The organism is Roseateles sp. NT4 (assembly GCF_051857475.1).
Taxonomy (GTDB): Bacteria; Pseudomonadota; Gammaproteobacteria; order Burkholderiales; family Burkholderiaceae_C; genus Pelomonas.
In genome coordinates this window covers 290,608-315,179 of the sequence record NZ_JBPZGZ010000006.1, presented here as the reverse complement: position 1 = coordinate 315,179, position 24,572 = coordinate 290,608, and the positions used below count along the sequence as shown (strand labels likewise).

The following is a 24,572-nucleotide window of genomic DNA, read 5'->3' as shown; positions in this document are numbered from 1 at the left end:
CTGCGCGGCGTGAAATGCCGATGACGACAGCGTCGTCAGGGCAGCGGGTGCACGCGCTCCTCGCGGTCCCACTGCCGCGTCGCGGCGGCCTCCAAAAAGACGAGGGCCTTGCCGTCCAGCGCGCAGATGCCGTCATCGGGCACCAGGTGCAGGGCCTCGACCAGGACTTTGCCGCCCTCGTCATGGCCGATGGCCTTCAGATGGGCATAGGCCTGGCGCACAAAGGTGGCCGCGGTGTCGTCCTGGGCCAATTGCTGGGCAGCGGCCGAGGACAGCACGAGCGCAACGGCATCGAAGGCCGCGGCGGGGCTGCCGGCCAGTCGCGCATCGGCGGGTTGATGTGTGCCATCGTTCAGCTTGGCGCCGCCGATGCGGGGGCTGAGCTTCTGCACCTTGGCGCCGGCCTTGCGCAGCGCCTTGTCGACAGCGGCCAGGCGCCGGGCGTCGGAGTCGTCGCTGAACAAGATGGCCACGCAGCGGTCCTGCAGCGAGGGTGGGGTCTTGTCGATGATGCTCAAGGCGGGGGAGGGCGGCAGGTCTTGCACGGGCGCAGCGGGTTTGGCGGGGGGCGGCAAGGTGGCCAGCCCCAGGCCCGTCGCGACGCGTTGCGCCAAGTCGGCGTCGATGACGCGCAGATGGCCCACCATGCGCTCGCGCACCGTCGGTGTCTCGACCTTGCTCAGTTCGAACACCAGCGCCGCCGCGATGTGGGCCTGCTCCAGTGCGTTCTGGCTGCGGAAGAACATGCGGGCCTGGCTGTAGTGATCGGCGAAGCTGGCGGGGCGGATACGGCCTTTCGCATCGGGCTCACCCGTTGCGGCCAAGCTCTGGAAACCGCGCAGCGCCTCGTAAGGAGCGTCGGCTTGCAGGCTGCTGGGCTCGTAGGCGACGCGTCCGGCGGGCACGCGTGTCTGCATGTGGCCGTCGCGCGTCGTTGTGTGGAAGGGGCACTTCGGTGCGTTGATGGGCAACTGGTCGAAGTTGGGTGTGCCCAGGCGCGACAGCTGGGTGTCGAGGTAGCTGAACAGCCGGCCCTGCAGCAGCGGATCGTTGGAGAAGTCGATGCCGGGCGGGATGTTGGCGGGGCAGTAGGCCACCTGTTCGTTCTCGGCGAAATGGTTGGCCGGGTTGCGGTTCAGCGTCATGCGCCCGATGACGGTCAGCGGGACAAGTTCCTCGGGGATGAGCTTGGTCGGATCCAGGTGGTCGAAGGGGAAGTCGGCGGCCTGGGCTTCGGTGAAGATTTGCACGGCGAGGTCCCAGGCCGGGAAGCGGCCTTCCTCGATGCTGGTCCACAGGTCGCGGCGGTGCGCGTCGGGGTCGGCGCCGGCGAGTTGCACGGCTTCGTCCCACAGCGTGCTCTGCAGCCCCAGCACCGGACGCCAGTGGAACTTGACGAAGGTGCTCTTGCCCCGGGCGTCCAGCAGCCGGAAGCTGTGGATGCCAAAGCCCTCGATGAAGCGCAGCGAGCGCGGCAGGGTGCGGTCGCTCATGGCCCACATCACCATGTGCATGCTTTCGGGCATCAGGGAAATGAAGTCCCAGAAGGTGTCGTGGGCGCTGGCGGCCTGAGGGAAGCCGCGGTCGGGCTCCATCTTCACGGCATGGATGAGGTCGGGGAACTTCATCGCGTCCTGGATGAAGAACACCGGGATGTTGTTGCCCACCAAGTCCCAGTTCCCCTCGGGCGTATAGAGCTTGACCGCGAAGCCGCGCACGTCGCGCGGCGTGTCCACGGAGCCGGCGCCGCCGGCCACCGTGGAGAAGCGCGTGAACACCGGGATCTTCACGCCCACTTCGGTCAGCACCCGGGCCGTCGTGTACCTGGCCAGCGAGGTGTGCAACTCGAACACGCCATGCGCCGCCGAACCGCGCGCATGCACGATGCGCTCGGGGATGCGCTCGTGGTCGAAGTGCGTGATCTTCTCGCGCAGGATGAAATCTTCCAGCAGCGTCGGCCCGCGCGCGCCGGCCTTCAGCGAGGTCTGGTTGTTGGTGACCGGGATGCCCTGGTTGGTCGTCAGCGGCGGATGCGTGCCGCCGGCCTGGTGGTGCAGTTCACCGCCGCTGCCGCGCTGGACGGTGGCGGGCGGGGTGGCGGTGCGGGACTTTGCCATGTGCGGCTCCTGACGGTGGCGGGGTGCCGATGCACTCTAGGAAGCCAGTGAAGTCTGGTGTGTAGGACCCAGCCCCGGATACATCTGCGCGCCCTCGTGATGGCTGTATGCATATACAGTATCGCCATGGAGATCCAGGACAAGCTCGCCATCCTGGCCGACGCCGCCAAATACGACGCGTCCTGCGCGAGCAGCGGCGGCGAAAAGCGCGATTCGCGCGACGGTCGCGGCATCGGCTCGACCAACGGCCATGGCATCTGCCACGCCTTCACGCCGGATGGCCGCTGCGTCTCGTTGTTGAAGCTGCTGCTGACCAATTGGTGCGTGTACGACTGCCTCTATTGCATCAACCGCAAGTCCAGCGACACGCGGCGGGCGCGCTTCGCCATCGATGAAGTGGTGCAGCTGACGCTGTCCTTCTACCGCCGCAACGTCATCGAAGGCCTGTTCCTTTCCAGCGGCATCATCCGCACGCCCGACTACACGATGGAACAGGTCATCGAGGTCGCTCGGCGGCTGCGCGAGCAGGAGCACTTCAAGGGCTATATCCACCTGAAGACGATTCCCGATGCCAGCCCCGAACTGGTCGAGCGTGCGGGGCGCTATGCGGATCGCCTGTCCATCAACATCGAGTTGCCAAGCGCGCAAAGCCTGAAGGCCCTGGCGCCCGAGAAGGATGCCGCCGGCATCGAGCGAACGATGTCCCGCATCCATCTGCGGCTGCAAGCCGCGCGCGAGGCCAAGCGAGAAGCCGAGGCCATCCGGGCGCTGCCCGGCGCCACGGCGAGCGCCGCCAAGCCGCCGTCGTTCGCGCCGGCCGGGCAGAGCACCCAGCTCATCGTGGGGGCCGATGCCTCCGACGACCGCGCCGTGCTGCAGCTTTCCAGCCGGCTCTACACCGGACAGCGCCTGCGGCGTGTGTACTACTCGGCTTACAGCCCCATCCCGCACGCCAGCGCGGCCCTGCCGCCGCAGGCCACGCCGCTGCTGCGCGAGCACCGCCTCTACCAGGCCGACTGGCTGATGCGCTTCTATGGTTTTGGCGCCGACGAGATCGTCACCGAGGCCGGCTTTTTATCGCTGCGCCATGACCCCAAGCTGGCCTGGGCCCTGGCCCATCCGGAAGCCTTTCCACTGGACGTGGACCGTGCGCCTCGCGAGGCTTTGCTGCGCGTGCCTGGCCTCGGCGTGGGATCGGTGGACAAGCTGCTGGCCGCGCGCCGGCTTCGTTGCCTGCGCCGTGCCGACCTGCTGGCCCTGGGCGCTGCTGCGCGCAAGTCCCTGCCCTTTCTGGTCACTGTGGATCATCGACCGCAGGCTGCGGATGTTGAAGCCCTGGCCCGGCCGGCGCATCGGCCTCAGCAAGTTGCCTTGTTCTGATGAAACTGCCCCTGCGCTATCCGGCCGACTGGGAAGGCTTCGCCGCACAACTGGCGGCGCTGCTGGCCGGCGCCGATGCAGCCTGGACGCGCGACGTCGGCGCGCAAGCCGCGCTGTTCGCAGACGCGGTGGCACCAAGCGCACTCGCTTGGATGCCTCCGCAAGGCTGGGATGAACTCGGCCGTCGCGTCGCCATGCATGCCGACGATTCGCGCTATGCCCGCCTGCTCGTCTTCGCGCGCCGCCTGCAGGCCGAGCCAGGGCTGTGGCTCGACGTGCTCGACCCGGAGCGCCGCCAGCTGCAGTCCATGGTTCGCCAGGTCGAGCGCGAGATCCACAAGATGCATGCCTTCGTGCGCTTTCGCGAGGTGGCCGATGAAGAGGCTGCGGGCGGTCGCCGGCACGTCGCCTGGTTCGAGCCCGCCCACCACGTGCTGCGTGCCGTCGCGCCCTTCTTCGTGCAGCGCTTTGCCCAGCACCCCTGGGCCATCCTGACGCCGCGCGGCTGCCTGCATTGGGACGGCCAGCGCCTGACCGGTGCCGGACCCGCGCGCAGGGAAGACGCCCCGCCCGAGGATGCCGGCGAGGCGCTGTGGCTGACCTATTACCGCAGCATCTTCAATCCGGCGCGGCTCATGGTGGCCGCGATGAAGAAGGAGATGCCGGTGCGCTACTGGGCGCTGATGCCGGAGACGCAGCTCATCGGCGAGCTGGTGCGTGACGCGCCCCGGCGCGAAGGGCAGATGCGCCGTCTCTAGCTGCCCTGGGCCTCGAACAGCAGCGCCAGCTGGCTCGCGATCAACAACTCCTGCCGCGTCCAGGCCCGGGTGGCGCGTGCGTCCACCAGCCACAGGGCACCCACCAGCTGGGCGCCGTCGTACAGCGGCACCTCGATGCGCGCTTCGGCCGCGCCCGACAGGCTGGACAGCTCCGCGTGGCAGGGGTGCAGCGCCGCGTCCGGCAGGGCCAGCGGCGCGCCGTGGCGGGTCAGCAGGTCCACATAACGCGGCTGTTCATCGGTGCTCAATCCACCGCTCCCCACCTGCCAGCGGATGACGTTGGCCAGGCCGAGGATGCGGGCGCTGGCCGACTTCAACTCGGCGAGTGCTTCGGGCGGTGGTGAAGCGGCCAGGCGCTGGCGCTGGCCGCACAGATGCAGCAGCAGCTCCTCGGGCGTCAGCGGCGCTCCCGCTTCCTCGGCCGGCGGTGCGGCGAGGGTGGTGCGCGCGGGCAGGGAGAGGCGCTCGATCTCGGACTGCAGCGCCAGGTGTTGCCAGAGGTGATCCAGCGCTGCCGGCGCATCGCCTTCCGCCTGCAGCAGCTCGGCCAGTTGCAGATGGGCCTGGCGGGCCTGGGCGCGGGCCTGGATGCGCTGGGCGAGGGCCAGGCCGTGGCGGGTGGAGCGCACCGCGCCGGCGTTGTCGCCGCGCGCCAGTGCGATCTCGGTCCAGGTGCGGCTGGCGGCGGCCTCCAGCCAGGGATAGCCGTCGCGTGCCGCGATGTCCAGGGCCAGGCGGCAGTCGGCCACGGCCCAGTCCATGCGCTGGCGGGCGAGAGCCGCGCGCGCCAGATGCCAATGCGCTTCCGCTTCGAAGACACGGTGGCCGCCGCGCCGCGCCGCAGCCAGGCCATGGCTGAAGTGCCGCTCGGCCGCGGGCAGGTCGTCGGTCTCGAAGCTGCCGACGCCGATATTCAACGCGAGCTTGGCAGACAGATAGCTGTCGTCGGTGCCCGCCAGCTGTTCGCCGGCATCGCGCATCTGGCGCAGGCCGCGGGCCCAGTCGGCCTGGGCATAGTGGATCTGGCCCAGGCCGATGCGGGCGGCGACGCCGGTCTGCAGATGGCCACTCACTTCGGACAGGTCCAGGGCTCGCGACCATTGCTCGCTGGCGAGTTGGTATTCGCCCTGCTGATAGGCGATCCGGCCGAGGGCTTCGCAGACGCGCGCGGCCTGCACGGGAAAGTGACCCGCTGCCGCAAGTGCGCCGGCCTGCTCCAAGGCCGGCAGCAGTTCCAGCGCGCGGCCGCGAGGCTCCAGCAGGCCGAAGCGCGCATAGAGAGCGTCGACCCCGACAGCGGTGTCGCCCGCCGTGAAAGCGTTTACGCTCAACGCATCGAGCAAGCGGTCGGCTGCTGCTGGATGGCGGTGGGCGACGCGGGCGATACGGCCCAGCAGATCGGCCAGGGCCTCGCTGGCGGCAGGATGCAGAGTGAACACGGCGGCAGATCCGGAAGATTGAGCGGGTTGGTTTCTCACTGGTATTCTTGTCGATTCCGAGAGCGAGCCGCACTCTCATCCGGGCTGATCCTTAGCCCAATTGAGTGGCCGTAGACCAGTTTAAAACCAATTGACGCCTTCAGTCGTTGGTATTAGAGTGGTATCGACTGAATCCCGTCGACCATGCCGCCAGTTCTCGATCCCTCCCTCCTGACTTCCCGTGACTCCGGCCGGCCCGCGCGCTGGTGGGTGGGCATCGATGGGGGCGGTACCAGCACCCGGGCCGTGGTGGCGGATTCGCAGGGGCGCGTGCTCGGTCGTGGTGAGGCCGGTGCTTCGGCCCTCAACCAGGGCACCGAGCAGGCCTGGCGGCATGTCGGAGAAGCCATCCAACGCGCCGGCGTGGACGGGCTGACGCTGCAGGATTGCGCTATCGGGCTGGGGTTGTCGGGCACCGGCGTGCCGGCCCAGTTGCGAGACTTTGTCGAGGCGGATCCCGGCGTCGCTCGCTTCTCCCTGATCACCGATGGCCTGGCCGCGCTGCTGGGCGCGCATGGCGGCCAGCCGGGCGCGCTGCTGATCTCCGGCACGGGCTCGGTCGCCGAGGCCCTGCTGCCCGATGGCAGCCGCCGCCTGGTGGGTGGCTGGGGCTGGCAGATTGGTGACGAGGGCAGCGGCGCCTGGCTGGGCCAGCAGGCCATGAAGCTGGCCCAAGCCGCTTTCGACGGCCGCGTGCCGGCCGGCCCGCTGGTGCAGGCCGTCTGGCGCCAGACCGGCGCGACCCGCGAGGACATGCTGGGCTTCTGCGCCCAGGCGGGACAGGGCGGCTATGCCGGTCTGGCGCCGCTGGTGTTTGAACATGAGGGCGACGACCCCGCCGCCAGCGCGCTGCTGGCCGATGCGGCGCGCGCCCTGGACGCGCTGGGAACCGCCGTCCACCCCACCCTGCCGCTGGCCTTGGCCGGCAGCATTGCGCTGCGCCTCAGCAGCCGCCTCAGCCCGGCCTTGCAGTCTCGCCGTGTCGAACCCCAGGGCGAGCCCGTTGCCGGCGCGCTCTGGTTGATTCAACAACAAGAAACGAACCCCGCATGAGCGCAGTCTTTGATTTCAAGCCCGACCCCAACGCGGCGTCGCCTCTCTATATGCAGCTGGCGCAGAGCCTGGCCATGGCCATCCGCGACGGCGTCTTCCACGCCGACGAGGCCCTGCCCAGCGAGCGCGTGCTTGCCGAGCAGCTCGAGCTGTCGCGCGTCACCGCGCGCAAGGCCATCGACCGCCTCGTCGAGCAGGGGCTGATCATCCGCAAGCGCGGCTCGGGCAACTACATCGCGCCCAAGCTGGAGCAGCCGCTGACACGCCTGACCAGCTTCTCGGAAGAGCTGCACCAGCGCGGCTTCGTGCCCAGCTCGCGCTGGCTGCTGCGCGGCTTCACGCCGGCCGCGCCCGATGAGCAGCTGTCGCTGGAGCTGAAGAGCGGCGAGCGCGTCGCCCGCCTGGAGCGCCTGCGCCTGGCCGACTCGGTCGTCATGGCCTATGAGGTCTCGGTGCTGCCCCAGACCGTGCTGCCCGACCCGCAGAAGGTCGAGGCCTCGCTCTACACCCACCTCGGCGACCGCGCCCCGGTGCGCGCGCTGCAGCACATCCGCGCGCTGAACGCGGACGCCAAGTTGGCGGGTCTGCTGGAAGTGCCGTTAGGGGCCGCCGTCCTCTTCATCACGCGGGTCGGCTATCTGGCGTCGGGCCAGGCCGTCGAGCTGACCCATTCCTATTGCCGTAGCGACTACTACGACTTCGTGGCCGAGATGCGCAGAGACTGATGAAACTGCGACTTGAAGGCGACATCGTCACGCCCCAGGGCGTGATCACCGGCCACCTGGACATCGAGCACGGACGCATCGCGGCCGTCAGCGGCACCCCCATCGACGTCTCGCGCGCCGGCGAGGGCGGCCACCCCATCCTGCTCCCGGGCTTCATCGACACCCATGTGCACGGCGGCGGCGGCCGCGACACCATGGAAGGCGGCGATGCCATCGCGACGATTGCCCGCCGCCATGCCCGCCACGGCACGACGGCCCTGCTTGCCACGACGATGACGGCACCGGTTGCCGAGATCGAGGCCGCCTTGAAGGCCCTCGGCCCGGTCTGCCGCGAGCGCGACCGCCAGTCGGCGCGTGTGCTCGGCGTGCATCTCGAAGGCCCCTACATCAGCCCCGACAAGCTCGGCGCCCAGCCCGCGCACGCCATTCCGGCGACGCTGGACGAGGTCCAGCGCCTCAACGAATTCGCGCCCATCAAGGTGCTGACCATCGCCCCGGAAATGACCGGCCACCTCGCGCTGATCGGCCCGCTGCGCGATGCCGGTATCCGCGTGCAGATCGGCCACAGCTCGGGCGGCTATGACGACGGCGTGGCCGCCATCAAGGCCGGCGCCGCCGGCTTCACCCATCTCTTCAACGCCATGACGGGCCTGCATCACCGCGAGCCCGGCATGGTCGGCGCGGCCCTTGCCCATGGCGAGCACGCCGAGCTGATCCCCGACCTCATGCATGTGCACCCTGGCGCCATCCGCGTCGCGCTGCGCAGCATCCCCGGCTTGTTCTGCGTGACCGACTCGACGGCTGCCGCCGGCATGCCCGACGGCGAATACCGCCTCGGCGAATACACGGTTCAAAAGTGTTTGGGCGGTGTGCGCCTCGCCGACGGCACCCTGGCCGGCAGCGCCCTGACCATGGACCAGGCCCTGCGCAACCTCGTGCAGGCACTGGGCCTGGACCTGATGGATGCCGCGCGGCGCGTGTCGACCGCTGCGGCCGAATACCTGGGCTTGGCCGATCGCGGGCGGCTTGCCGCCGGCGCCTGGGCCGATGTGGTCGTCATGGATGCCGCGCTCAACCTGCGGCGCGTGTTTGTTGAAGGTGAAGAGATCGATGTCGTCGTTGATGCTTGAAGAGGCGCTGAGCGCGCCTGAGGTGGTGGCCCGCCAGCTGGCAGCCGACCCGCTGAGTTATGCCCGCCTGGGCCAGGCCCTGCAGGAGCAGCCGCCTTCCAGCGTGCTGACGATTGCGCGCGGCAGCAGCGACCATGCCGCCCACTACCTGGCCTATCTCGTCATGGCGCGCCTGGGCCGGCTGGTCACTTCGCTGCCGATGTCGCTGATCACGCTGTACCAGAGCCGCATCCACTGCCAGGGCCTGTTGTCCATGGCCTTCTCGCAGTCGGGCCAGAGCCCCGACCTGATCGCGCCGACAAAATTCTTCCGCGAAGGCGGCGCGCGCACCGTGGCCTTCGTCAACGCCAGCGGCTCGCCGCTCGCGGCCGCGGCGGAGCATGTGTTCGAGCTGCACGCTGGTCCCGAGAAGAGCGTGGCGGCCACCAAGAGCTATATCGCCCAGCTGGTGGCGGGCGCCCGTGTCGTCGCGGCCTGGCAGCAGGACGATGCGCTGCGTGCCGCGCTGAACGTGCTGCCCGTCGCGCTGGAGCAGGCCGCCAAGCTGGACTGGAGCGCCGCCCTGCCGGTGCTGCAGAACGAGGAGCGCCTGTTCGTGCTGGGTCGCGGCACCGGCCTCGCCGTCGCGATGGAAGCGGCCCTCAAGCTCAAGGAAACCTGCGGCATCCAGGCCGAGGCCTTCTCGGGCGCCGAGGTCAAGCACGGCCCCATGGCTCTGGTGCGCGACGGCTATCCGCTGCTGGTGTTCGCGCCGCGTGGCCCGGCCCAGGCCGGCCTGCTGGCCATTGCCGACGAGATGCGCCAGCGTGGCGGTCGCGTGCTGCTGGCTGCTCCCATCGGAACGCCGGGCGCCGAGCTGCCGCTGGTCACGACGGGCAACGAGGACCTCGACCCCATCGCCCTGGTGCAGAGCTTCTATCCCATGGTCGAAGCGCTGGCGCGTGCGCGCGGCTTCAACCCCGATGTCCCACCCAACCTGGCCAAGGTCACCAAGACCCACTAGAGGACCGCCATGAGCAGCTTTGATCCCGGCCGTCTGGTGATGGTCGACATCCCAGGCCCATCCCTCGACACCGAGACCGCCGCCTTCCTGCGCGAGCAGAAGATCCGCTCGGTCTGCCTGTTCCGCAAGAACATCGGCACGGAGAGCGAGGTGAGGGCGCTGATGCGCGACCTCATCGACGTGCTGGGGCCCGAGGCCCTGATCGGCATCGACCAGGAGGGCGGCGCCGTCGTCCGCGTGACCTTCCTGCCGCAGCCGCCTTCGGCCATGGCGCTGGGCGCCAGCGGTGACGCGGCACGCGCGGAGGCCGTGGGTGCCGCGGTGGCGCGCGGGTTGAAGTCGCTGGGCATCAACTGGAATTTCGCGCCGGTGCTGGACGTCAACAACAACCCGGCCAATCCCGTCATCGGCGAGCGCAGCTTCTCCAACGACCCGGCCGAGGTCAGCCGCCTGGCCGCGGCCTGGATGCGCGGCTCGCTGCGCGAAGGCGTGGCCTGCTGCGTCAAGCACTTCCCCGGCCATGGCGACACGCATGTCGACTCGCACCACGCCCTGCCCACCGTCGACAAGACGCGTGCGGAGCTGAATGCGCTGGAGCTGGCTCCCTTCAAGGCGCTGGCCAGTCAGGCGCCGGCCATGATGACGGCCCATATCGTCTATCCGCAGATCGACCCCGACCGGCCGGCCACGCTGTCGCCGCAATTGATCGGCGGCATCCTGCGCCAGGACTGGGGCTATGACGGCGTCGTCATCACCGACGCGCTGATGATGAAGGCCGTGGCCGAACGCTTCGGCTATGCCAAGAGCGCCGTCATGGCCATCGAGGCCGGTGCCGACATGGTGCTGGCCCAGGGCTCCAAGGCCGAGCAGCTCGTCGCCATCAATGCGCTGCGCGATGCCTTCAAGAGCGGCCGGCTGACACCCCGGCAGGGCGAGGTCGCGAATGCGCGCCTGGACAAGCTTGCCGCCACCTACCCGGCCCGCGTCGTCGACGACAGCGCCGCCCGCGATGGCGACCACGCGCTGATGGCCGAGGCCTGGGCCGCCGGCCTGACCGCCCTGCGTGGTGCCAAGCCGCCGGCGCTGGACACGCCCATCCGCGTCATCGTGCAGGGCGATGTGCCGACCGACATGGTCTCGGAAGCCGGCCCCACCGGCCGCCAGGCCGTGGCCCTGTTCGAGGCCTTCAGCGACGCCCAGATCCAGATGGTCGATGACATCGCCCAGCTCGACTGGGCTCGCGTGCCCAAGGACGGCCGCGTCAATGTGCTGGTGTCCACCCGTCGCGCCCGCTACGGCCTGGCCGCCAGCGAGTGGCAGCCGGACCTGCATCTGTCGCTGTGGAATCCCTACCAGACTCTGGATGTGGCCGGCCCGACCGTGCTGAGCTGGGGCTTCTCGCCGGGCGCGCTCGCCGGCCTCAAGGACTGGCTGGAAGGCCGCGTCCAAGCCACCGGCCGTGCGCCGCAAGGACTGCAGTGATGGAACAGGCCAAGACCCCGATGCGCTGGATCCCGTCCCTGTACTTCGTGCAGGGCATGCAGTTCTTCGTCGTCATGCTCATTGCGGGCCTGATGTTCAAGAACCTGGGGGTCGAGAACGACCAGATCGCGCGCTGGACGGCCGTGCTGGGCCTGGCCTGGGCCTTCAAGCCGCTGTGGAGTCCCTTCCTCGAACTGCTGCGCAGCAAGAAGCTCGTCGTTGTCGCGATGCAATACCTGGGTGCCGTGGGTCTGGGGCTGATGGCCCTGGCCCTGCACCTGCCGCACTGGTTCGGCGCGGCCATCGTCGTGCTCTTCTTGATCGCCTATGCCTCGGCCACGCACGACATCGCCTGCGACGGCCTCTACATGACCTCGCTGGACAGCAAGCGGCAGGCGGCCTACGCCGGCTGGCAGGGGGCCTTCTTCAACGGCGCGCGCTTTTTCGTGACGGGCGTGCTGCTGAAGCTGGCGGGCTATCTGGAAGGCCAGGTCGGCGTGTTCAACGCCTGGTCCTGCGTCTTCCTGCTGCTGTGCGGCCTGGTGGCCGTGCTGGCCACCTACAACGCGCGCTTCCTGCCGGGCACGCTGAGCACCGAACACAGCGAGCTGACGGTCTCGGGCATCCAGGCGATGCTGAAAGACGTCGCCAACGACTTCCGTCAAAAGCCTGGCATCAAGCTGGCTGTGCTCTTCATCATCATGTTCCGCCTCGCCGAGGGTCAGGTGCAGACCATCGGCCCGCTCTTCCTGCTGGAGGCGCGCGACAAGGGGGGGCTGGGTCTGACGACGGGCCAGGTGGCGGATGTCTACGGCTGGGTGGGCACGGGCGCCTTCCTCATCGGCTCGGTACTGGGCGGCTACCTGACCAGCGCGCTGGGGCTGAAGCGCGCGATGCCACTGCTGCTCGTCGCGATGATGGTTCCCAACGCGACCTTCTACTACCTGGCCAGCGCACTGCCCCAGGACATGGCGCACATCGGTGCTGCCGTCGGCATCGAGATGCTGGGCTACGGCTTTGGCTTCGTGGGCATGATCCTGTACATCATGCAGGCCGTCGCGCCGGGCCGTTTCCCGACGGCTCACTACGCTTTCGGCTCGGGCGTCATGCAGCTGGGCTTCATCTTTGCCAAGTTCATCAGCGGCGACATCCAGGTGTCGGTGGGCTATCAGCACTTCTTTGCCTGGACGATCGCCTGCGGCGTGCTCCCGTTGCTGCTGCTGCTGTGGGTGCCCATGCCGCAAAAGAGCGCGACGCCCGAGGCGGTGCCGGCATGATGAAGTCCGCCGCGCTGTTGTTGCTGGTTGCCGCGCCTGCCTTCGCAGCGGGGGGCGAGTTCTTCGACGACTTCTCGCAAACCAGCCTGGCCGCCCTGCGCGACAGTGGCTGGGTGCTGCGCGAAGGCACGGGCCACCCCGGCCTGCCCGGCGCCAGCTTCAAGGCCAGCCAGCTGTCGCTGGACGGCGGCCTGCTGAAGCTGAAGATGTCCACCGACGGCACGCCGGCCAACACCACGCTGGCCCAGCTCTGCGCGCCGCGCAAATTCCTCATCGGCACGACGACGGCGCGCGTGCGCTTCCGCGACACGCCGGGCTCGCGCGATCCCGTCATCCAGAGTTTCTTCCTGGCCGGGCCGTTGAAGCATGACTACGACCCCGATTTCAGCGAGGTCGACTTCGAATACCTGCCGCATGGCGGCTGGGGTGAGCCGGAGACACGGCTTTACGGCGTCAGCTGGCACACGGTGCGCATCGACCCCTGGGAGTCCTTCAATCAGGCCTCCATCCTGCAGGGCAGCTTCGACGGTTGGCAGTTGCTGACCGTGCAGGTCGAGGCCACGCGCACCCGCCATTTCGTCAATGGCCGTTTGATCGGCGAGCACACCGGCCGCAATGTGCCGAGCAAGCCCATGGCGATCAGCTTCAACCATTGGCTGTCCGACGGCTCCAAGCCCGGCGCGCCGCGCGACTACGAGTTCGAGGTCGACTGGGTGCTGCACGAGGCCGGCAAGACGCTGAGCCACACCGCCATGCAGGCCCGCGCCGCGCAGTTGCGCAAGCAGGGCGTGGCCCACCGCGACACCGTACCCGATGCCGGCCTGATCAGCGAATGCAATCTATGAAGAAGCTTTTGATCGCCGCTCTGGCGCTGGCTGCATCCTTTGCGCAGGCCCAAACCAAGCCCATCGTCGGCAGCTACATCCTGGCCGAGCGCGGCGTCGACGTCGTCGAGCAGCTCCAGCCGGGCCGCGTCACGCATCTGCTCTACGCCTTCCTGCTGATCTGCGGCGAAGGCGAGCGCAAGCAGGAGGCCGAAGCCTGCAAGGGCAAGCCCAACTTCAGCATTGCGCCGCACGCCGACCAGGACACCTTCTCGGCCGCCTTCCAGCGCCTGAAGCAGCGTGACCCCAAAGTGCAGGTGCTGGCCTCGGTCGGCGGCTGGGGCGGCTCCGACCCCTTCTTCCATCTGGCCGCGACGGCCGAGGGCCGTTCGACCTTCGTGAAGCACTCGGTCGACTGGCTGCGCGCCCATCCCGGCTTTGACGGCCTGGACATTGACTGGGAGCACCCGGGAAACAACGGCGCCTCCAATGGCGTGCAGCTGGGCAGCAAGAACGACGGCGAGTATTTCGTGCAGCTGCTGCAAGACCTGCGCGCGGGCCTGGATGCGCTGGGCCGCGAGAGCGGTGGCAGGCACTACGCGCTGACCGTGGCCATCAACACGAGCAAGGAACAGCTGGTGCGTATGCCCATGGGCCGGGCCGCCAAGTCGCTGGACCTGGTCTTCATGATGACCTACGACTTCGCCGGCCCGTGGACGAAGAAGGCCGCTAACCACACGCCGCTGCGCAGTGCCAAGCCGAGTCTCGACACCAGCCTGGAGGCATCCTTCGCCAACCTGAAGGCCGAGGGTGTGCCGCCTGCCAAGATGGTGGCCGGCGTGGCCATGTACGGCCGGGGCTTCGACGGCGTGAAGCCGGACGGCAGCTATGCCAAGCCCTGGCCGAATGAAGACGGCTCGGTGGCCTTCAAGGACATCGACTCGTTGACTGGCATGAAGGCGCACTTCGACAAGCGCACCCAGTCCTGGGCCATGGTCGGCAACGGCCGCTTCGTCGGCTATGACGACCCGCGCGCCGTTCGTGCCAAGGTTGCCTTTGCCAAGAAGCAGGGCATGGCCGGCGTGTTCGCCTGGGAACTGAGCCAGGACAACGGCGAGATCCTGGGCGCGATGCAACCATGAGCCGCCGCATCGCGTCGGTCGACGCGCTGCGCGGCCTGGCCGTGGCGGCCATGCTGCTGGTCAACAACCCGGGTGACTGGGGTGCGGTCTACTGGCCGCTGGAGCATGCCGAGTGGCATGGCTTCACGCCGACCGACCTGATCTTCCCCTTCTTCCTCTTCATCGTCGGTGTCTCCGGCGCGCTTGCCCTCGGCCCACGCGTGGATGCGGGCGCTGCGCCTGGGCCGCTGCGCAACGCGGTCCTGCTGCGGGGCCTGCGCATCTTCGTGCTGGGCCTGGTGCTGCATGGGCTCGCCTGGTGGCTGATGCACAAGCCCGAGTTCCGCGTGCTGGGCGTGCTGCAGCGCATCGGCATCTGCTTTGCATTCGCGGGCGTGGCGGCCATCCACCTGCGTGCGCGTGGGCAGTGGGTGCTGCTGCTGGCTTTGCTGATCGGCTATGGCGCGCTGCTGCTGTTCGGCAGCCCGACGCTGGAAAAGGTCGGGAGCCTGAACCAGCGCATCGACACCGCCGTGCTGGGCCGTTGGGCCTACGAGTGGGACGCCAAGACCGGCATGGCCTTCGACCCCGAAGGTCTGCTGTCCACGCTGGGCGCGTTGGCGACGACGCTCTTCGGCCTGCTCTGCGGCGGCCTGCTGCGGCGTGAACAGACACGCGGCCTGCTGCTGACCGGCATCGCGGCGGCTCTGGTGGGTTGGTGGTGGTCGCGCTGGCTGCCGTGGAACAAGCAGCTCTGGACGCCGTCCTTCGTGCTGTGGACTGGTGGGCTGGCTGCGGTGGCGCTGGCGGCGGCGCATCAGTGGGTGGATCGCATGAACCACCGTCCCTGGGGCCGTGCCTTCGGTCTGAACGCCATCGGGGCCTATGCCGGGGCCTGGATGTGCACGGTGCTGCTGGCCGGCTTTGGCTGGATGGACCCGTTGTATCGCACGGTGTTCGGGCCGCTGGGGCCGTCGCTGGGCCCGCATGGGCAGTCGCTGGCCTTTGCCATCGCCTTTGTCGGCGTCTGGGCGCTGATCGTCTGGGCCCTGGCCAAACGGCGCCTCTACTGGAAGATCTGACGATGAAGACGCGACGCATCGCGATCATCGGCGGCGGTACGGCGGGTTGGCTGGCGGCCAATCATCTCGGCTACGAACTGAGCGCCGACAACGAGGTCGTCATCACCGTCATCGAGTCGGCCGACGTGCCCATCATCGGCGTCGGCGAGGGCACGGTGCCGGCCATCAAGACTTCGCTGCGCAAGTTCGGCATCTCCGAGGCCGACCTGATCGTCGCCTGCGACACCACCTTCAAGAACGGCATCAAGTTCCAGGGGTGGCTGGATGCGGCCAAGCACGGCAAGGCCCATTTCTACTACCACCCCTTCGCCTCGCCTTTTCCGGAAGGCCTGGACATCACGCCGACCTGGCTGGAGCAGCCGCAGCGGGCCTTCTCGGACGTGTCCATCAGCACCCGCGTCGCCGAGGCGCAGCGCAGCCCGAAGGCCATCTCGTCCCCGCCCTATGCCGGCGAGGTCGAGTACGCGTATCACGTCAACGCCCACAAGTTTGCGGCCTTGCTGGCGGAGAACGCGAAGAAGCGCTTCCGCGTGCAATACCTCGTCGCGACGGTTGTCGATGCCGAGCGCGGCGAGGATGGCGCGATCACCGCGCTGCGCATGGCCTCGGGCGAGGTCATGCCCTTCGACTTCTACGTCGATTGCAGCGGCTTCTCGTCGTTGCTGGCCCAGCGCGTGCTGAAGGTGCCCTTCGTCGACAAGTCGCACCAGCTGCTGACCGACACGGCCCTGGTGCAGCAGGTACCGACGGATGCCGCCGACGAGATCCCGCCCTATACCCTGTCCCAGGCCCATGAGGCCGGCTGGATCTGGGACATCCCCGTCACCCACCGGCGCGGCACGGGCTTCGTCTACGCCAGCGCCCACATGAGCGAGTCGCGCGCACTCGAGTGCTATGCGCGCTACCTCGGCGTCAACCCTGACTCGCTGTCGCCGCGCAAGATCCCCATGCGCATCGGCTACCGCCAGCAGTTCTGGTTCCAGAACTGCGTGTCGCTGGGCCTGGCCCAGGGCTTTGTCGAGCCGCTGGAGGCCACCTCCATCCTGGTGACGGACTTCTCCGCCAATCTGCTGTCGCGCAACTTCCCGCGCATGCGCGATGACGCCCACGCGCTGCGCCGCGGCTACAACGAGGCCGTGACCTACACCTGGGAGCGGGTCATCGACTTCGTGCAGCTGCACTACCACCTGTCGGACCGCAGCGACTCGGCGTTCTGGCTGGAGAACCGCCGCGGCGACCATCTCTCCGACGTGCTGCGCGAGCGCCTCGCCCGCTGGGCGGTGCGCCACCCGCAGAAGAACGACTTCACCAGCCGCTTCGACCTCTTCGACGTCGACAACCACCTTTATGTGCTCTACGGCATGCGCTTCGCGACACGGCCGCTGCCGATCTCGGACTTCGAGCGCCGCGAAAGCCTGGAGCAGTTCGAGCATGTGACGCGCGCGGCCGAGCAGGCCATGCGCAGCCTGCCCAGTCACCGCGACTGGCTGCAGGGCCTGCGCGCTGCCTATCCGCGGTCATGAGCGAAGCTTTTGCCATCCGCATGCCGCCGGACATCCAGTCCGTGCAGGTCGGCGAGCACCCCATCGTCTTCATCGACAACTTCCTGCGGGACCCGCAGGCCCTGGTCGAGATCGCCAGCCGCAGCGCCTTCGCACCCTATCCCGGCGTGGCCGACCGCAAGGGTTATCCGGGCGTGCGGGCCGTGGCGCCGGCCGAGTATTCGGCCAACCTGACGGCGTTGATGGAGCCGCTGATCCGCCAGAACTTCAGCGTTCCCGAGGCACTGGCGCTGCGCAAGGCCGAGTGCGCCTTCTCCCTCACCACCCTGCGGCCCGATGAGCTCGGGCCTCTGCAGCGCACGCCGCATTTCGACGCCAGCACGCCGCATCACATGGCGGTGCTGCTCTATCTGTGCAACGAAGCGCATGGTGGCACGGCCTTCTACCGCCACAAGGCAACCGGCCTGCAGCAGGTCACGGCCGAGAACCGTGAGCATTTCCTGGACGTCTACTACGACGAACTGAACGCCCGCCCACCGGCCCAGCGCTACTTCGACGACTCGGATGCCGGCTTCGAGTTCCTGGGCATGATGCCGGCCCGCTTCAACCGCCTCGTCGTCTACCGCGGCAGCCTGCTGCACTCGGCCGTCGTCAACCCGCGGCTCAGCATCAATGCCAACCCGCTGACCGGGCGGCTGACGCTGAACTCCTTCTACGACTTCTAGGCGGCTTCATGCGCCACAAAACGCGCGGCCTGGCCGCGCGTTTTGCTTTGCGCCGCCCATTAAAAAAGCCCGGCGGATGCCGGGCTGGAAAGGAGACAAGCGATGTCGATCAGAACTTGGCCGTCAGACCGATCTTGTAGGTGGTCTCGCCCGTGAAGGACCAGGCGGGGTAGCCGGCCTTCAGCGGATCCTTGTGCAGCGCGTCGGCCGGCAGGCTGGTCGACATGACGCCGTACTGCACGTCGTCCTGCTTGGTCAGGTTCACCGCGTCGAAGCTGAGCTTCAGCCACTTGTTGATGTTCCAGCCAAAGCTCGCGTCCAGCGTGCCGGTGTTGGCGTGCATGCGGTTGCCGTACCAGTAGGCGTTCTCGCGGATGATGTACTTCGAACGCCAGTTGTAGGCCAGGCGGGCGGAGTAGTCGGCCGTTTCGTAGTAGCCCACCAGGTTCACGTTGTGCTTGGACGACTGGGTGAACAGGCCCAGCTGATCGGCGAAGCTTTCCTTGGGTGCCGTGCCTTCGGTGAAGGTGTAGTTGGCAACCACGCCCAGGCCGTTGTTGAAGGCATGGTTGGCCTGCAGCTCGATGCCACGCAGGCGGCCGCCGCCGGCATTGACGAAGTTCTGCACGGTCCAGTTGTCCACGCCCGACTTGGGATCGACCAGGCCGATCTTCTGGTTCTGCAGCACGTTGGCCGTGATGAAGTTCGAGATGTCCTTGTTGAAGAAGGTCGCCGACAGCACATTGCCCTTGCCGTAGTAGTACTCCAGGCTCAGGTCAACCTGGCTGGACTTCATGGGCTTGAGCTCGACACTGCCGACCGTCCAGGTCTCGTTGCCGATGCGGTCGTCGTTGTAGCCGGACACCGTCACGCCGAACATGTTGGCGAAGTTCGGGCGGGTGATGGCTTGCGACGCGGCGGCGCGCAGCACCAGGTCCTTGCTCAGGTCGAAGGCCAGGTTCATGCTGGGCAGCACGTCGTTGTACTTCGACTTCTTGACGTCGTAGGTCTTGCCCCAGTTCTCGTTGCCGGCGTAGTCACCCGCGGCCAGCGGCGTGCCGTCGAACTTGTAGCCGGTGCTCTTCACATCGGTGGAGATGTAGCGCAGGCCGAAGTTGCCGCGCAGGTTGCCCGACTCGAAGTCGAACATGCCGTAGAGCGCCTGGTTCTTCTCGTTGAGCTCGCTGTAGGCCGAGCGGTCTTCGTTCCAGCCGTTGATGTTTTTCAGCGTGCCGGCCACCATGGCATCGATGTTGGGGCGCGGGATGCTCCAGCCCTTGGCCAGGTCCACGGTGCCGTCGAACAGGGCGCTGGTGGGCGTGTTGGCGATGGTGGCGGCCCAGACCGGACGGTAGGCGCGCTTCTCGAAGGTGTGGTCGGCAAAGCGCACGCCAGTCTTGAAGGCGTTGATGGCACCCCAGTTCAGGTCGATGGTGGCATCGAACTGGGCGTACTTCTCCTGGTCCTTGTTCGGGCCTTGCGAAGTCGCCCAGGTCTGCGGGCCGAGGGCCGAGGGCAGGTTGGAGACGCCGAAGGACTGGTTGCTCGTCGGGTTGACGGCGATCTGGTGGCCGGTGGCGTCGATGGTGCCTTGCCACTTGGGCAGGCTGAAGCCAGCGTCCCAGTTGCCGGTCTGGTAGTTGGCCGTCAGCGTGGTGCCGCCCTTGGCCTTGGTGGCGCCGGCGACGAAGTCGAACTTGGCGCCGTCCAGCCTGTAGTGGCCATCGAAGGTGGCGCTGTCCGAGGTCATCTGCGCCGCGCGGGCCCAGACCTGGAAGAACTGCGTCGGCAGCGGGTTGCTGGCCGTCGTCGTGCTGTGCACGCACATGCCGGTGGGGTTCCAGGCCGACTTCACGTCGGTGTTGCGCTTGTCGCAGTTCGGGTCCTGGAAGATGTAGTCGCTGCTGTTGCTATTGTCGCCAACCAGCTTGAGCTTGAGCAGGTTCAGACCCAGGTCCAGGCCCTGCACCGGCTTGGCCTGCAGCGTCAGATTGATGGCGTCGCGCTTGCGGTCCTGCACGAAGGCGGTGGGGGCCACGTCGCCCGACCAGCGGTTGTCGGCCTCGATGCCGCGGCGGATGTAGGCGCCGTCGGAATGGGCGGCGGCGGCCAGCACGCCGAAGCTCTTGGCCTCGTTCTTCCAGCTGTACAGGCCCGAGACTTCCTTCTCGGCGTCGCTGATGGTGCCCTTGCCGTACTTGACGCTGACGAAGCCGCTGTTGGCGGCCATGTCCAGGGGCTTGCGGGTCTTGACGATGACGGTGCCGCCGATGCCGCCTTCCGTCAGGTCGGCCTGCTGGGACTTGTAGACCTCCATGCCGCCGATCAGCTCGGAGGGCAGCAGGGAGTAGTTGAAGGAGCGGTCGATGTCGAGCTGGTCGTACCAGCCGGTGGACGCAACGGTCTGGCCGTTCAGCGTCGTGTAGGTCATCTGCGGGTCCGAGCCGCGGATGGAGACCGAGGCGCCCTGACCGAAGGCGCGGCCGACGGACACGCCGGGGATGCGGCCCAGGGCCTGGCCGACGTCGGAGTCGGGCAGCTTGCCCACGTCTTCAGCCGACACGGCGTCGACCACGGCGCTGGCGTTCTTCTTGATCGTGGCGGCGGTCTGCAGCGAGGCGCGGATGCCGGTGACGACCACCTGATCGAGCTGGGCCGGCGCGGCGGCTTCTTGTGCCTGGGCGGCGAACGACATGCTGAGCAATGTCAGGGCGGCGGCTGCCGCGATGGGGGTCGGTTTGACCTTCATTGAACTGATCCTCGTAGTGGCCATTGGTTCGGATGGGCAGGTGGTTGCCTGGGGCCGTGCATACCACCTTGAGGCCGGTTGCCGCCCCTGTCTCGTTCTCTATGCGTGCAACCAGTGCAAGGCCACTATATCGATTGGTAACGCCACTTTGCTACCAGTTTAATCCAAGTAGTTTCCCGGGTGGCTTATGTCATGCTCTATGAAAACGCGGCTTTTTGCCTCGATGGCACTCTTCTGGTGAGCGTCGATTGGTATCTGATTGGTGCCTGAAATCCTGTTGTGCGATGACGACGAAGCACTTGCGTTCCGGAAGCGCTTCCGAGCGAGATTTCAAACTGGTCAGCAAGTGGACTTGCCGTGTTGCAGGGTTTGCCGGAGGCCGCGTTGCAGCGGGGAGCCGGGACAATGGAGGTCCCCTAACGCGATGACCTGCCTTGGATGAGCGGCGATCCCTCAGCGACATGAAGCCGGTTGAAAGCTGGTCGGCGGTAGACGAGCCGCACCTCAAGGATCGCCTGGAGCAGCGCGCCGAGCCGCTGCTGCTGAAGGGGCTGGTTGGCGACTGGCCCGCGGTGGGTGCCGGCCTCGACAGCCCGCTGGGCATCTGCAACTACCTGGCGCGCCTGGACCGTGGCGTCGAGGTCATGGCCACCAAGACCCGCGCGGCGGCCCGCGGTGTGATGGGCTACAACGAGACGCTCACCGACTTTTCCTTCGTCAAGGCACGCATGCCGCTGGCGGAGTTCATGGCCCATCTGGCGGCTTATCAGCAGGTCGACGGTGCGCCCGCCATCGCCGCGCAATGCGCCAAGGTCAGCGACGTCATTCCCGGCTTCCTGGACGAGAACCGGCTGGATGCCTTGCCGGGCGTGGTGCCCAACTTCTGGCTCGGCAATGCGCTGACGGTGCCGGTGCATCACGACCACCCCTACAACCTGGCTTGCGTGGTGGCGGGGCGGCGGCGTTTCACGCTGTTCGCGCCGCAACAGGTGGGGAATCTCTACATCGGGCCGCTGGAGCACACGCCGTCAGGGGCCCCCATCTCGGTCGTGCACCCCGATGCACCGGACTTCGGCCGCTACCCGCGCTATCGGGAGGCGCTGGCCTCGGCCTTCGTCGCCGACATGGGGCCGGGCGACGCGCTCTACATCCCGCCGCTCTGGTACCACCAGGTTCAGGCGCTGGAGAAGGTGAACCTGCTCATCAACTACTGGTGGCCGGTAGCCATTGGCAAGGACTTGCCCGCGCCGGCTCATGCCCTGATGCAGGCCATCCAGGTGCTGAACGCGCTGCCGCCGGACCAGCGCGATGCCTGGGCAGCGATGTTCGAGCACTACGTGGTGCAGCGGGAGCAGGAGCCTGCCGGCCATATTCCCGAGCCCTGGCACGGCGCGCTGGCCCGGCGACGTTGAGCGACAACCTATGCAGCCGATGAAGGAAGTCGAGGGCATCACGCGCGAGCGCTTCGAGCGCGAGGTGGTGCCGGCTTACGCGCCCGTGGTGATGCGCGGCGTGGCGGCGCACTGGCCCCTGGTTGCGCAGGGCCGTGCGGGCCTGGAGCCCTGCCTGCAGTACTTGATGGGGTTTGACGGTGGCCAACCGGTTGACGCCGTGCTGGCCCGGCCCGAGCCCACGCGGGCCTTCACTTACAGGCCTGGGCTGGACGGCTTCAACTTCACGCTCGACAAGCGCCCGTACGCCGCGCTGTTCGAGCAACTCTGGCGCTACAGCCACTTCCCCGAGCCGCCCGCGCTGGCCGCGCAGAGCGCACTGGTATCCGACGCGCTTTCGGGGCTGGAGCAAGCCAATGCCATGCCGCTGCTGGACGCCGCGGTGCCGGCCCGCATCTGGATCGGCAACCGGGCGACGGTGCCGGCGCATTTCGATGACTCCCACAACATCGCCTGCGTGGCCGTCGGCCGGCGCCGCTTCACGCTGCTGCCGCCGCAATGCGCGCCGCTGCTCTACCTCGGCCCGCCGGACTACGCGCCCACGGCGGCGCCGATGTCGGTGGTGCCCGATCTGCACACCACTGACCGCACACGCTTCCCCCTCGTGGCCGACGCGCTGGCGCATGCCGTCGTGGCCGAATTGGAGCCTGGCGATGCCATCTACATCCCCCCGCTGTGGTTCCACCAGGTCCAGTCACTGGCGCCGCACCTGAACATCCTGATGAACTACTGGTGGCGGCCACTGGCAGCCCCGCAGCGGCCCGACGACCTGCACCTGGCGGCTTTGCGGCTGGCCATGCTGGCCCTGCGTCATTTGCCGGATGGCGAGCGTGAGGGCTGGCGGGCCTTGTTCGGGCACTATGTGTTCGGCGCCCGCGGCGAAGGCCTCGCGCACATCCCCGAGGGGCAGCGCCATCTGTTCGGCGACATCGACGTGGCGGCGGATGCAGCCCTGCGCGAGGACCTCCTGAGCCGGCTGAAGCGCTGAGCCGCCTACCAGGTGTAGATTTCCAGAGCCTTGTCGCCCGGGCCGGGCGGGATGTCGGCCAGCAGCTCGCGGTGATCGGGGAAGTTGGTGACGGATCGGGCAATGAAATCGTCGACCGCATCCAGCCGGTGGCGGGCCTGGTGGGCGGTGGGCGGCTCCAGGTCCTCGGGGTCGGGAAAGATGCCCATGCCCGCCAGCAGCGCGTACCAGGACACCGTGGGGTAGCCGCCGCCGAAGCGGCCGGACTTGAGCGCTGCCACCAGCGGCTTGCGCGACATCCACGTCATCAGCACACCCTGCAGCGAGTCTGACAGATGCATGTTCTCGGCGTTCTCGCGCCAGTAGTCGGTGTCGGTGCGCGAGTTGGTCTTGTAGTGCGCGACGATGTAGTCGCGGGTGTTGTCGAAGCGTCGGCGCATGGCGTCGTTGAACTGCTCCTGCGCGGAGGTGCCGAGGTCGCCCTTCTCCAGCGCCTCGACCAGCATGGATGCCGTGACCTGCACGAACAGCAGGGCGGTGGCTTCCAGCGGCTCGATGAAGCCTTGCGACAGACCGATGGCCACGCAGTTGCGGTTCCAGATCTTGGCCATGCGGCCCACGCGCATCTTCAGGTGGCGGGCAGGGACGTCCGAGTCGAGCATGCCGAGGTGCCGGCGCAGTTCGGTCTCGGCTTCGTCGGCTGAGCAATGGGCGCTGCTGTAGACATAGCCGTTGCCCTGGCGCTGGGTGAGAGGGATCTTCCAGGCCCAGCCATGACGCAGGGCCGTGGACACGGTCTGCGACTCGATGGGGCCGTCCAGTGGTGTCGGCATGGCGACCGCGGCGTCGTTGAAGAGGTTTTCGCCGAAGCCGATGAAGGGCGTCTGCAGGGCCTTGCCGATCATCAGCGACGCGAAGCCGCTGCAGTCGACGAAGAAGTCGGCCGCCAGGACTTCACCATCGTCGAGCTGCAGGCCGCTGATGTCGCCGCGCTCGTCCAGTTGCACCTGGGTGACGTGGCGCTCCAGGTGGGTCACGCCGCGCTCTCTGGCCTTGCGGCCCAGGAACTGACCCAGCAGCGTGGCGTCGAAGTGATACCCGTACCAGACGTCGAAGGGGAAGTTGGCGTTGGCGCGCGGGCCGCGCGCCTGGCGGGCCAGGGCGGCCGACAGGAAGAAGCGGTCCGGATGGGCGTCCACGTCCGCCCCGTCCAGCCTCGCGTGGACGTTGTCCACGAAGGGATGCATGGTCATGTTGTCCAGCATCGACACGAAGGGGTGGAAGTAGCGCTCGAAGCCCGGCTTGGTCGACCAGCCGTCGAAGGTGATGCCACTCTTGTAGGTGGCATTGCAGGCCGGCATCCACTCCGACTCCTCGATGCCCAGGATCTCGAAGAAGCGACGCAGCCAGGGGGTCGAGCCTTCGCCCACGCCGATGATGCCGACCTGTGGCGACTCCAGCACCGTCACCTTCAGCCGCGGGCCGTAGGCGGTGGTGGCCAGCATCAGGGCCGTCATCCAGCCCGCCGAGCCGCCGCCGACGACGCAGACATGCTTGATCGGCGGCGGCACGTCCGTGCTGCCACCCTGGGGGCGCGCGGCGATGTACTGGTCGATGAGGGTGGCGGTGTCGCTCATGGGGCACTTGAATGAAAGAAGGGGAACGTGTGGTGCACGTTCCCCTTCGATTGTGGTCAGCGGCGGCCGCCGCTGGAACCCGAGAGTTCC

At 67.9% G+C, this 24,572-nt stretch carries 19 protein-coding genes; 15 read left to right on the top strand and 4 right to left on the bottom strand.

All coding sequences use genetic code 11. The features are described from left to right. Positions 1-35: 35 nt before the first annotated feature. A complete protein-coding gene (locus tag ACS5PN_RS28615; RefSeq protein WP_439467417.1) occupies positions 36-2,117 on the bottom strand; it encodes a catalase in 2,082 nt (693 codons plus the stop codon). Between the two features lie 126 nt (positions 2,118-2,243). Between ACS5PN_RS28615 and ACS5PN_RS28610 the strand changes: the two genes are divergently transcribed. Both ACS5PN_RS28610 and ACS5PN_RS28605 read left to right on the top strand, forming a co-directional pair. After that, complete coding sequence (locus ACS5PN_RS28610) at positions 2,244-3,497, top strand: putative DNA modification/repair radical SAM protein (RefSeq protein ID WP_439467416.1); 1,254 nt, start codon at positions 2,244-2,246, stop codon at positions 3,495-3,497. After that, positions 3,497-4,255, top strand: coding sequence for a TIGR03915 family putative DNA repair protein (locus tag ACS5PN_RS28605; RefSeq protein WP_439467415.1), 759 nt, complete (start codon positions 3,497-3,499; stop codon positions 4,253-4,255). Before ACS5PN_RS28610 ends, ACS5PN_RS28605 begins: the two co-directional genes overlap by 1 nt. On the opposite strand, the gene ACS5PN_RS28600 is transcribed toward ACS5PN_RS28605, so the two are convergent. Further along, positions 4,252-5,715 (bottom strand): GAF domain-containing protein, encoded by a 1,464-nt coding sequence (locus tag ACS5PN_RS28600; protein WP_439467414.1) that lies wholly within the window; start codon positions 5,713-5,715, stop codon positions 4,252-4,254. The two genes, ACS5PN_RS28605 and ACS5PN_RS28600, sit on opposite strands and share 4 nt — an antisense overlap. 183 nt (positions 5,716-5,898) lie before the next feature. On the opposite strand from ACS5PN_RS28600, the gene ACS5PN_RS28595 reads away from it, so the two are divergent. From ACS5PN_RS28595 to ACS5PN_RS28545, 11 genes are read left to right on the top strand one after another with little or no spacing between them, the layout of a single operon-like run. Then, on the top strand, positions 5,899-6,807 hold the full coding sequence (locus tag ACS5PN_RS28595) for a BadF/BadG/BcrA/BcrD ATPase family protein (protein ID WP_439467413.1): 909 nt from the start codon (positions 5,899-5,901) through the stop codon (positions 6,805-6,807). Further along, entirely contained in the window at positions 6,804-7,532 is a 729-nt protein-coding gene (locus ACS5PN_RS28590; protein WP_439467412.1) for a GntR family transcriptional regulator, read from the top strand. Before ACS5PN_RS28595 ends, ACS5PN_RS28590 begins: the two co-directional genes overlap by 4 nt. Then, the gene (nagA, locus tag ACS5PN_RS28585; protein WP_439467411.1) at positions 7,532-8,662 is read left to right on the top strand and encodes an N-acetylglucosamine-6-phosphate deacetylase; all 1,131 of its coding nucleotides are present in this window, start codon (positions 7,532-7,534) and stop codon (positions 8,660-8,662) included. Before ACS5PN_RS28590 ends, nagA begins: the two co-directional genes overlap by 1 nt. Then, the gene (locus ACS5PN_RS28580; RefSeq protein WP_439467410.1) at positions 8,643-9,665 is read left to right on the top strand and encodes an SIS domain-containing protein; all 1,023 of its coding nucleotides are present in this window, start codon (positions 8,643-8,645) and stop codon (positions 9,663-9,665) included. The genes nagA and ACS5PN_RS28580 overlap by 20 nt, the downstream gene beginning before the upstream one ends. A 9-nt stretch (positions 9,666-9,674) precedes the next feature. After that, positions 9,675-11,147: a beta-N-acetylhexosaminidase gene (gene nagZ / locus ACS5PN_RS28575; protein WP_439467409.1), complete on the top strand. Its 1,473-nt coding sequence runs from the start codon at positions 9,675-9,677 to the stop codon at positions 11,145-11,147. Next, the gene (locus ACS5PN_RS28570; RefSeq protein ID WP_439467408.1) at positions 11,147-12,424 is read left to right on the top strand and encodes an MFS transporter; all 1,278 of its coding nucleotides are present in this window, start codon (positions 11,147-11,149) and stop codon (positions 12,422-12,424) included. Before nagZ ends, ACS5PN_RS28570 begins: the two co-directional genes overlap by 1 nt. Further along, positions 12,421-13,269, top strand: a complete 849-nt coding sequence (locus tag ACS5PN_RS28565; RefSeq protein WP_439467407.1) for a glycoside hydrolase family 16 protein — start codon at positions 12,421-12,423, stop codon at positions 13,267-13,269. Before ACS5PN_RS28570 ends, ACS5PN_RS28565 begins: the two co-directional genes overlap by 4 nt. Further along, on the top strand, positions 13,266-14,390 hold the full coding sequence (locus ACS5PN_RS28560) for a glycoside hydrolase family 18 protein (RefSeq protein WP_439467406.1): 1,125 nt from the start codon (positions 13,266-13,268) through the stop codon (positions 14,388-14,390). Before ACS5PN_RS28565 ends, ACS5PN_RS28560 begins: the two co-directional genes overlap by 4 nt. Next, positions 14,387-15,451 carry an acyltransferase family protein gene (locus ACS5PN_RS28555; RefSeq protein ID WP_439467405.1) on the top strand — a complete coding sequence of 355 codons (1,065 nt, stop codon included), beginning with the start codon at positions 14,387-14,389 and terminating at the stop codon, positions 15,449-15,451. Before ACS5PN_RS28560 ends, ACS5PN_RS28555 begins: the two co-directional genes overlap by 4 nt. A 2-nt stretch (positions 15,452-15,453) precedes the next feature. Continuing rightward, positions 15,454-16,974, top strand: coding sequence for a tryptophan halogenase family protein (locus ACS5PN_RS28550; protein ID WP_439467404.1), 1,521 nt, complete (start codon positions 15,454-15,456; stop codon positions 16,972-16,974). After that, a complete protein-coding gene (locus tag ACS5PN_RS28545; RefSeq protein ID WP_439467403.1) occupies positions 16,971-17,678 on the top strand; it encodes a DUF6445 family protein in 708 nt (235 codons plus the stop codon). The genes ACS5PN_RS28550 and ACS5PN_RS28545 overlap by 4 nt, the downstream gene beginning before the upstream one ends. Positions 17,679-17,787: 109 nt before the next feature. On the opposite strand, the gene ACS5PN_RS28540 is transcribed toward ACS5PN_RS28545, so the two are convergent. Further along, complete coding sequence (locus ACS5PN_RS28540) at positions 17,788-20,427, bottom strand: TonB-dependent receptor (RefSeq protein WP_439467402.1); 2,640 nt, start codon at positions 20,425-20,427, stop codon at positions 17,788-17,790. Between the two features lie 461 nt (positions 20,428-20,888). Here ACS5PN_RS28540 and ACS5PN_RS28535 point away from each other — a divergent pair, with 461 nt between their 5' ends. Both ACS5PN_RS28535 and ACS5PN_RS28530 read left to right on the top strand, forming a co-directional pair. Then, positions 20,889-21,839, top strand: coding sequence for a cupin-like domain-containing protein (locus ACS5PN_RS28535; RefSeq protein WP_439467401.1), 951 nt, complete (start codon positions 20,889-20,891; stop codon positions 21,837-21,839). 19 nt (positions 21,840-21,858) lie between these two features. Continuing rightward, positions 21,859-22,866 (top strand): cupin-like domain-containing protein, encoded by a 1,008-nt coding sequence (locus tag ACS5PN_RS28530; protein WP_439467400.1) that lies wholly within the window; start codon positions 21,859-21,861, stop codon positions 22,864-22,866. A 5-nt stretch (positions 22,867-22,871) separates the two neighbouring features. Here ACS5PN_RS28530 and ACS5PN_RS28525 read toward each other — a convergent pair whose 3' ends face one another. After that, positions 22,872-24,482, bottom strand: a complete 1,611-nt coding sequence (locus ACS5PN_RS28525) for a tryptophan halogenase family protein (protein WP_439467399.1) — start codon at positions 24,480-24,482, stop codon at positions 22,872-22,874. Positions 24,483-24,572: the final 90 nt, after the last annotated feature.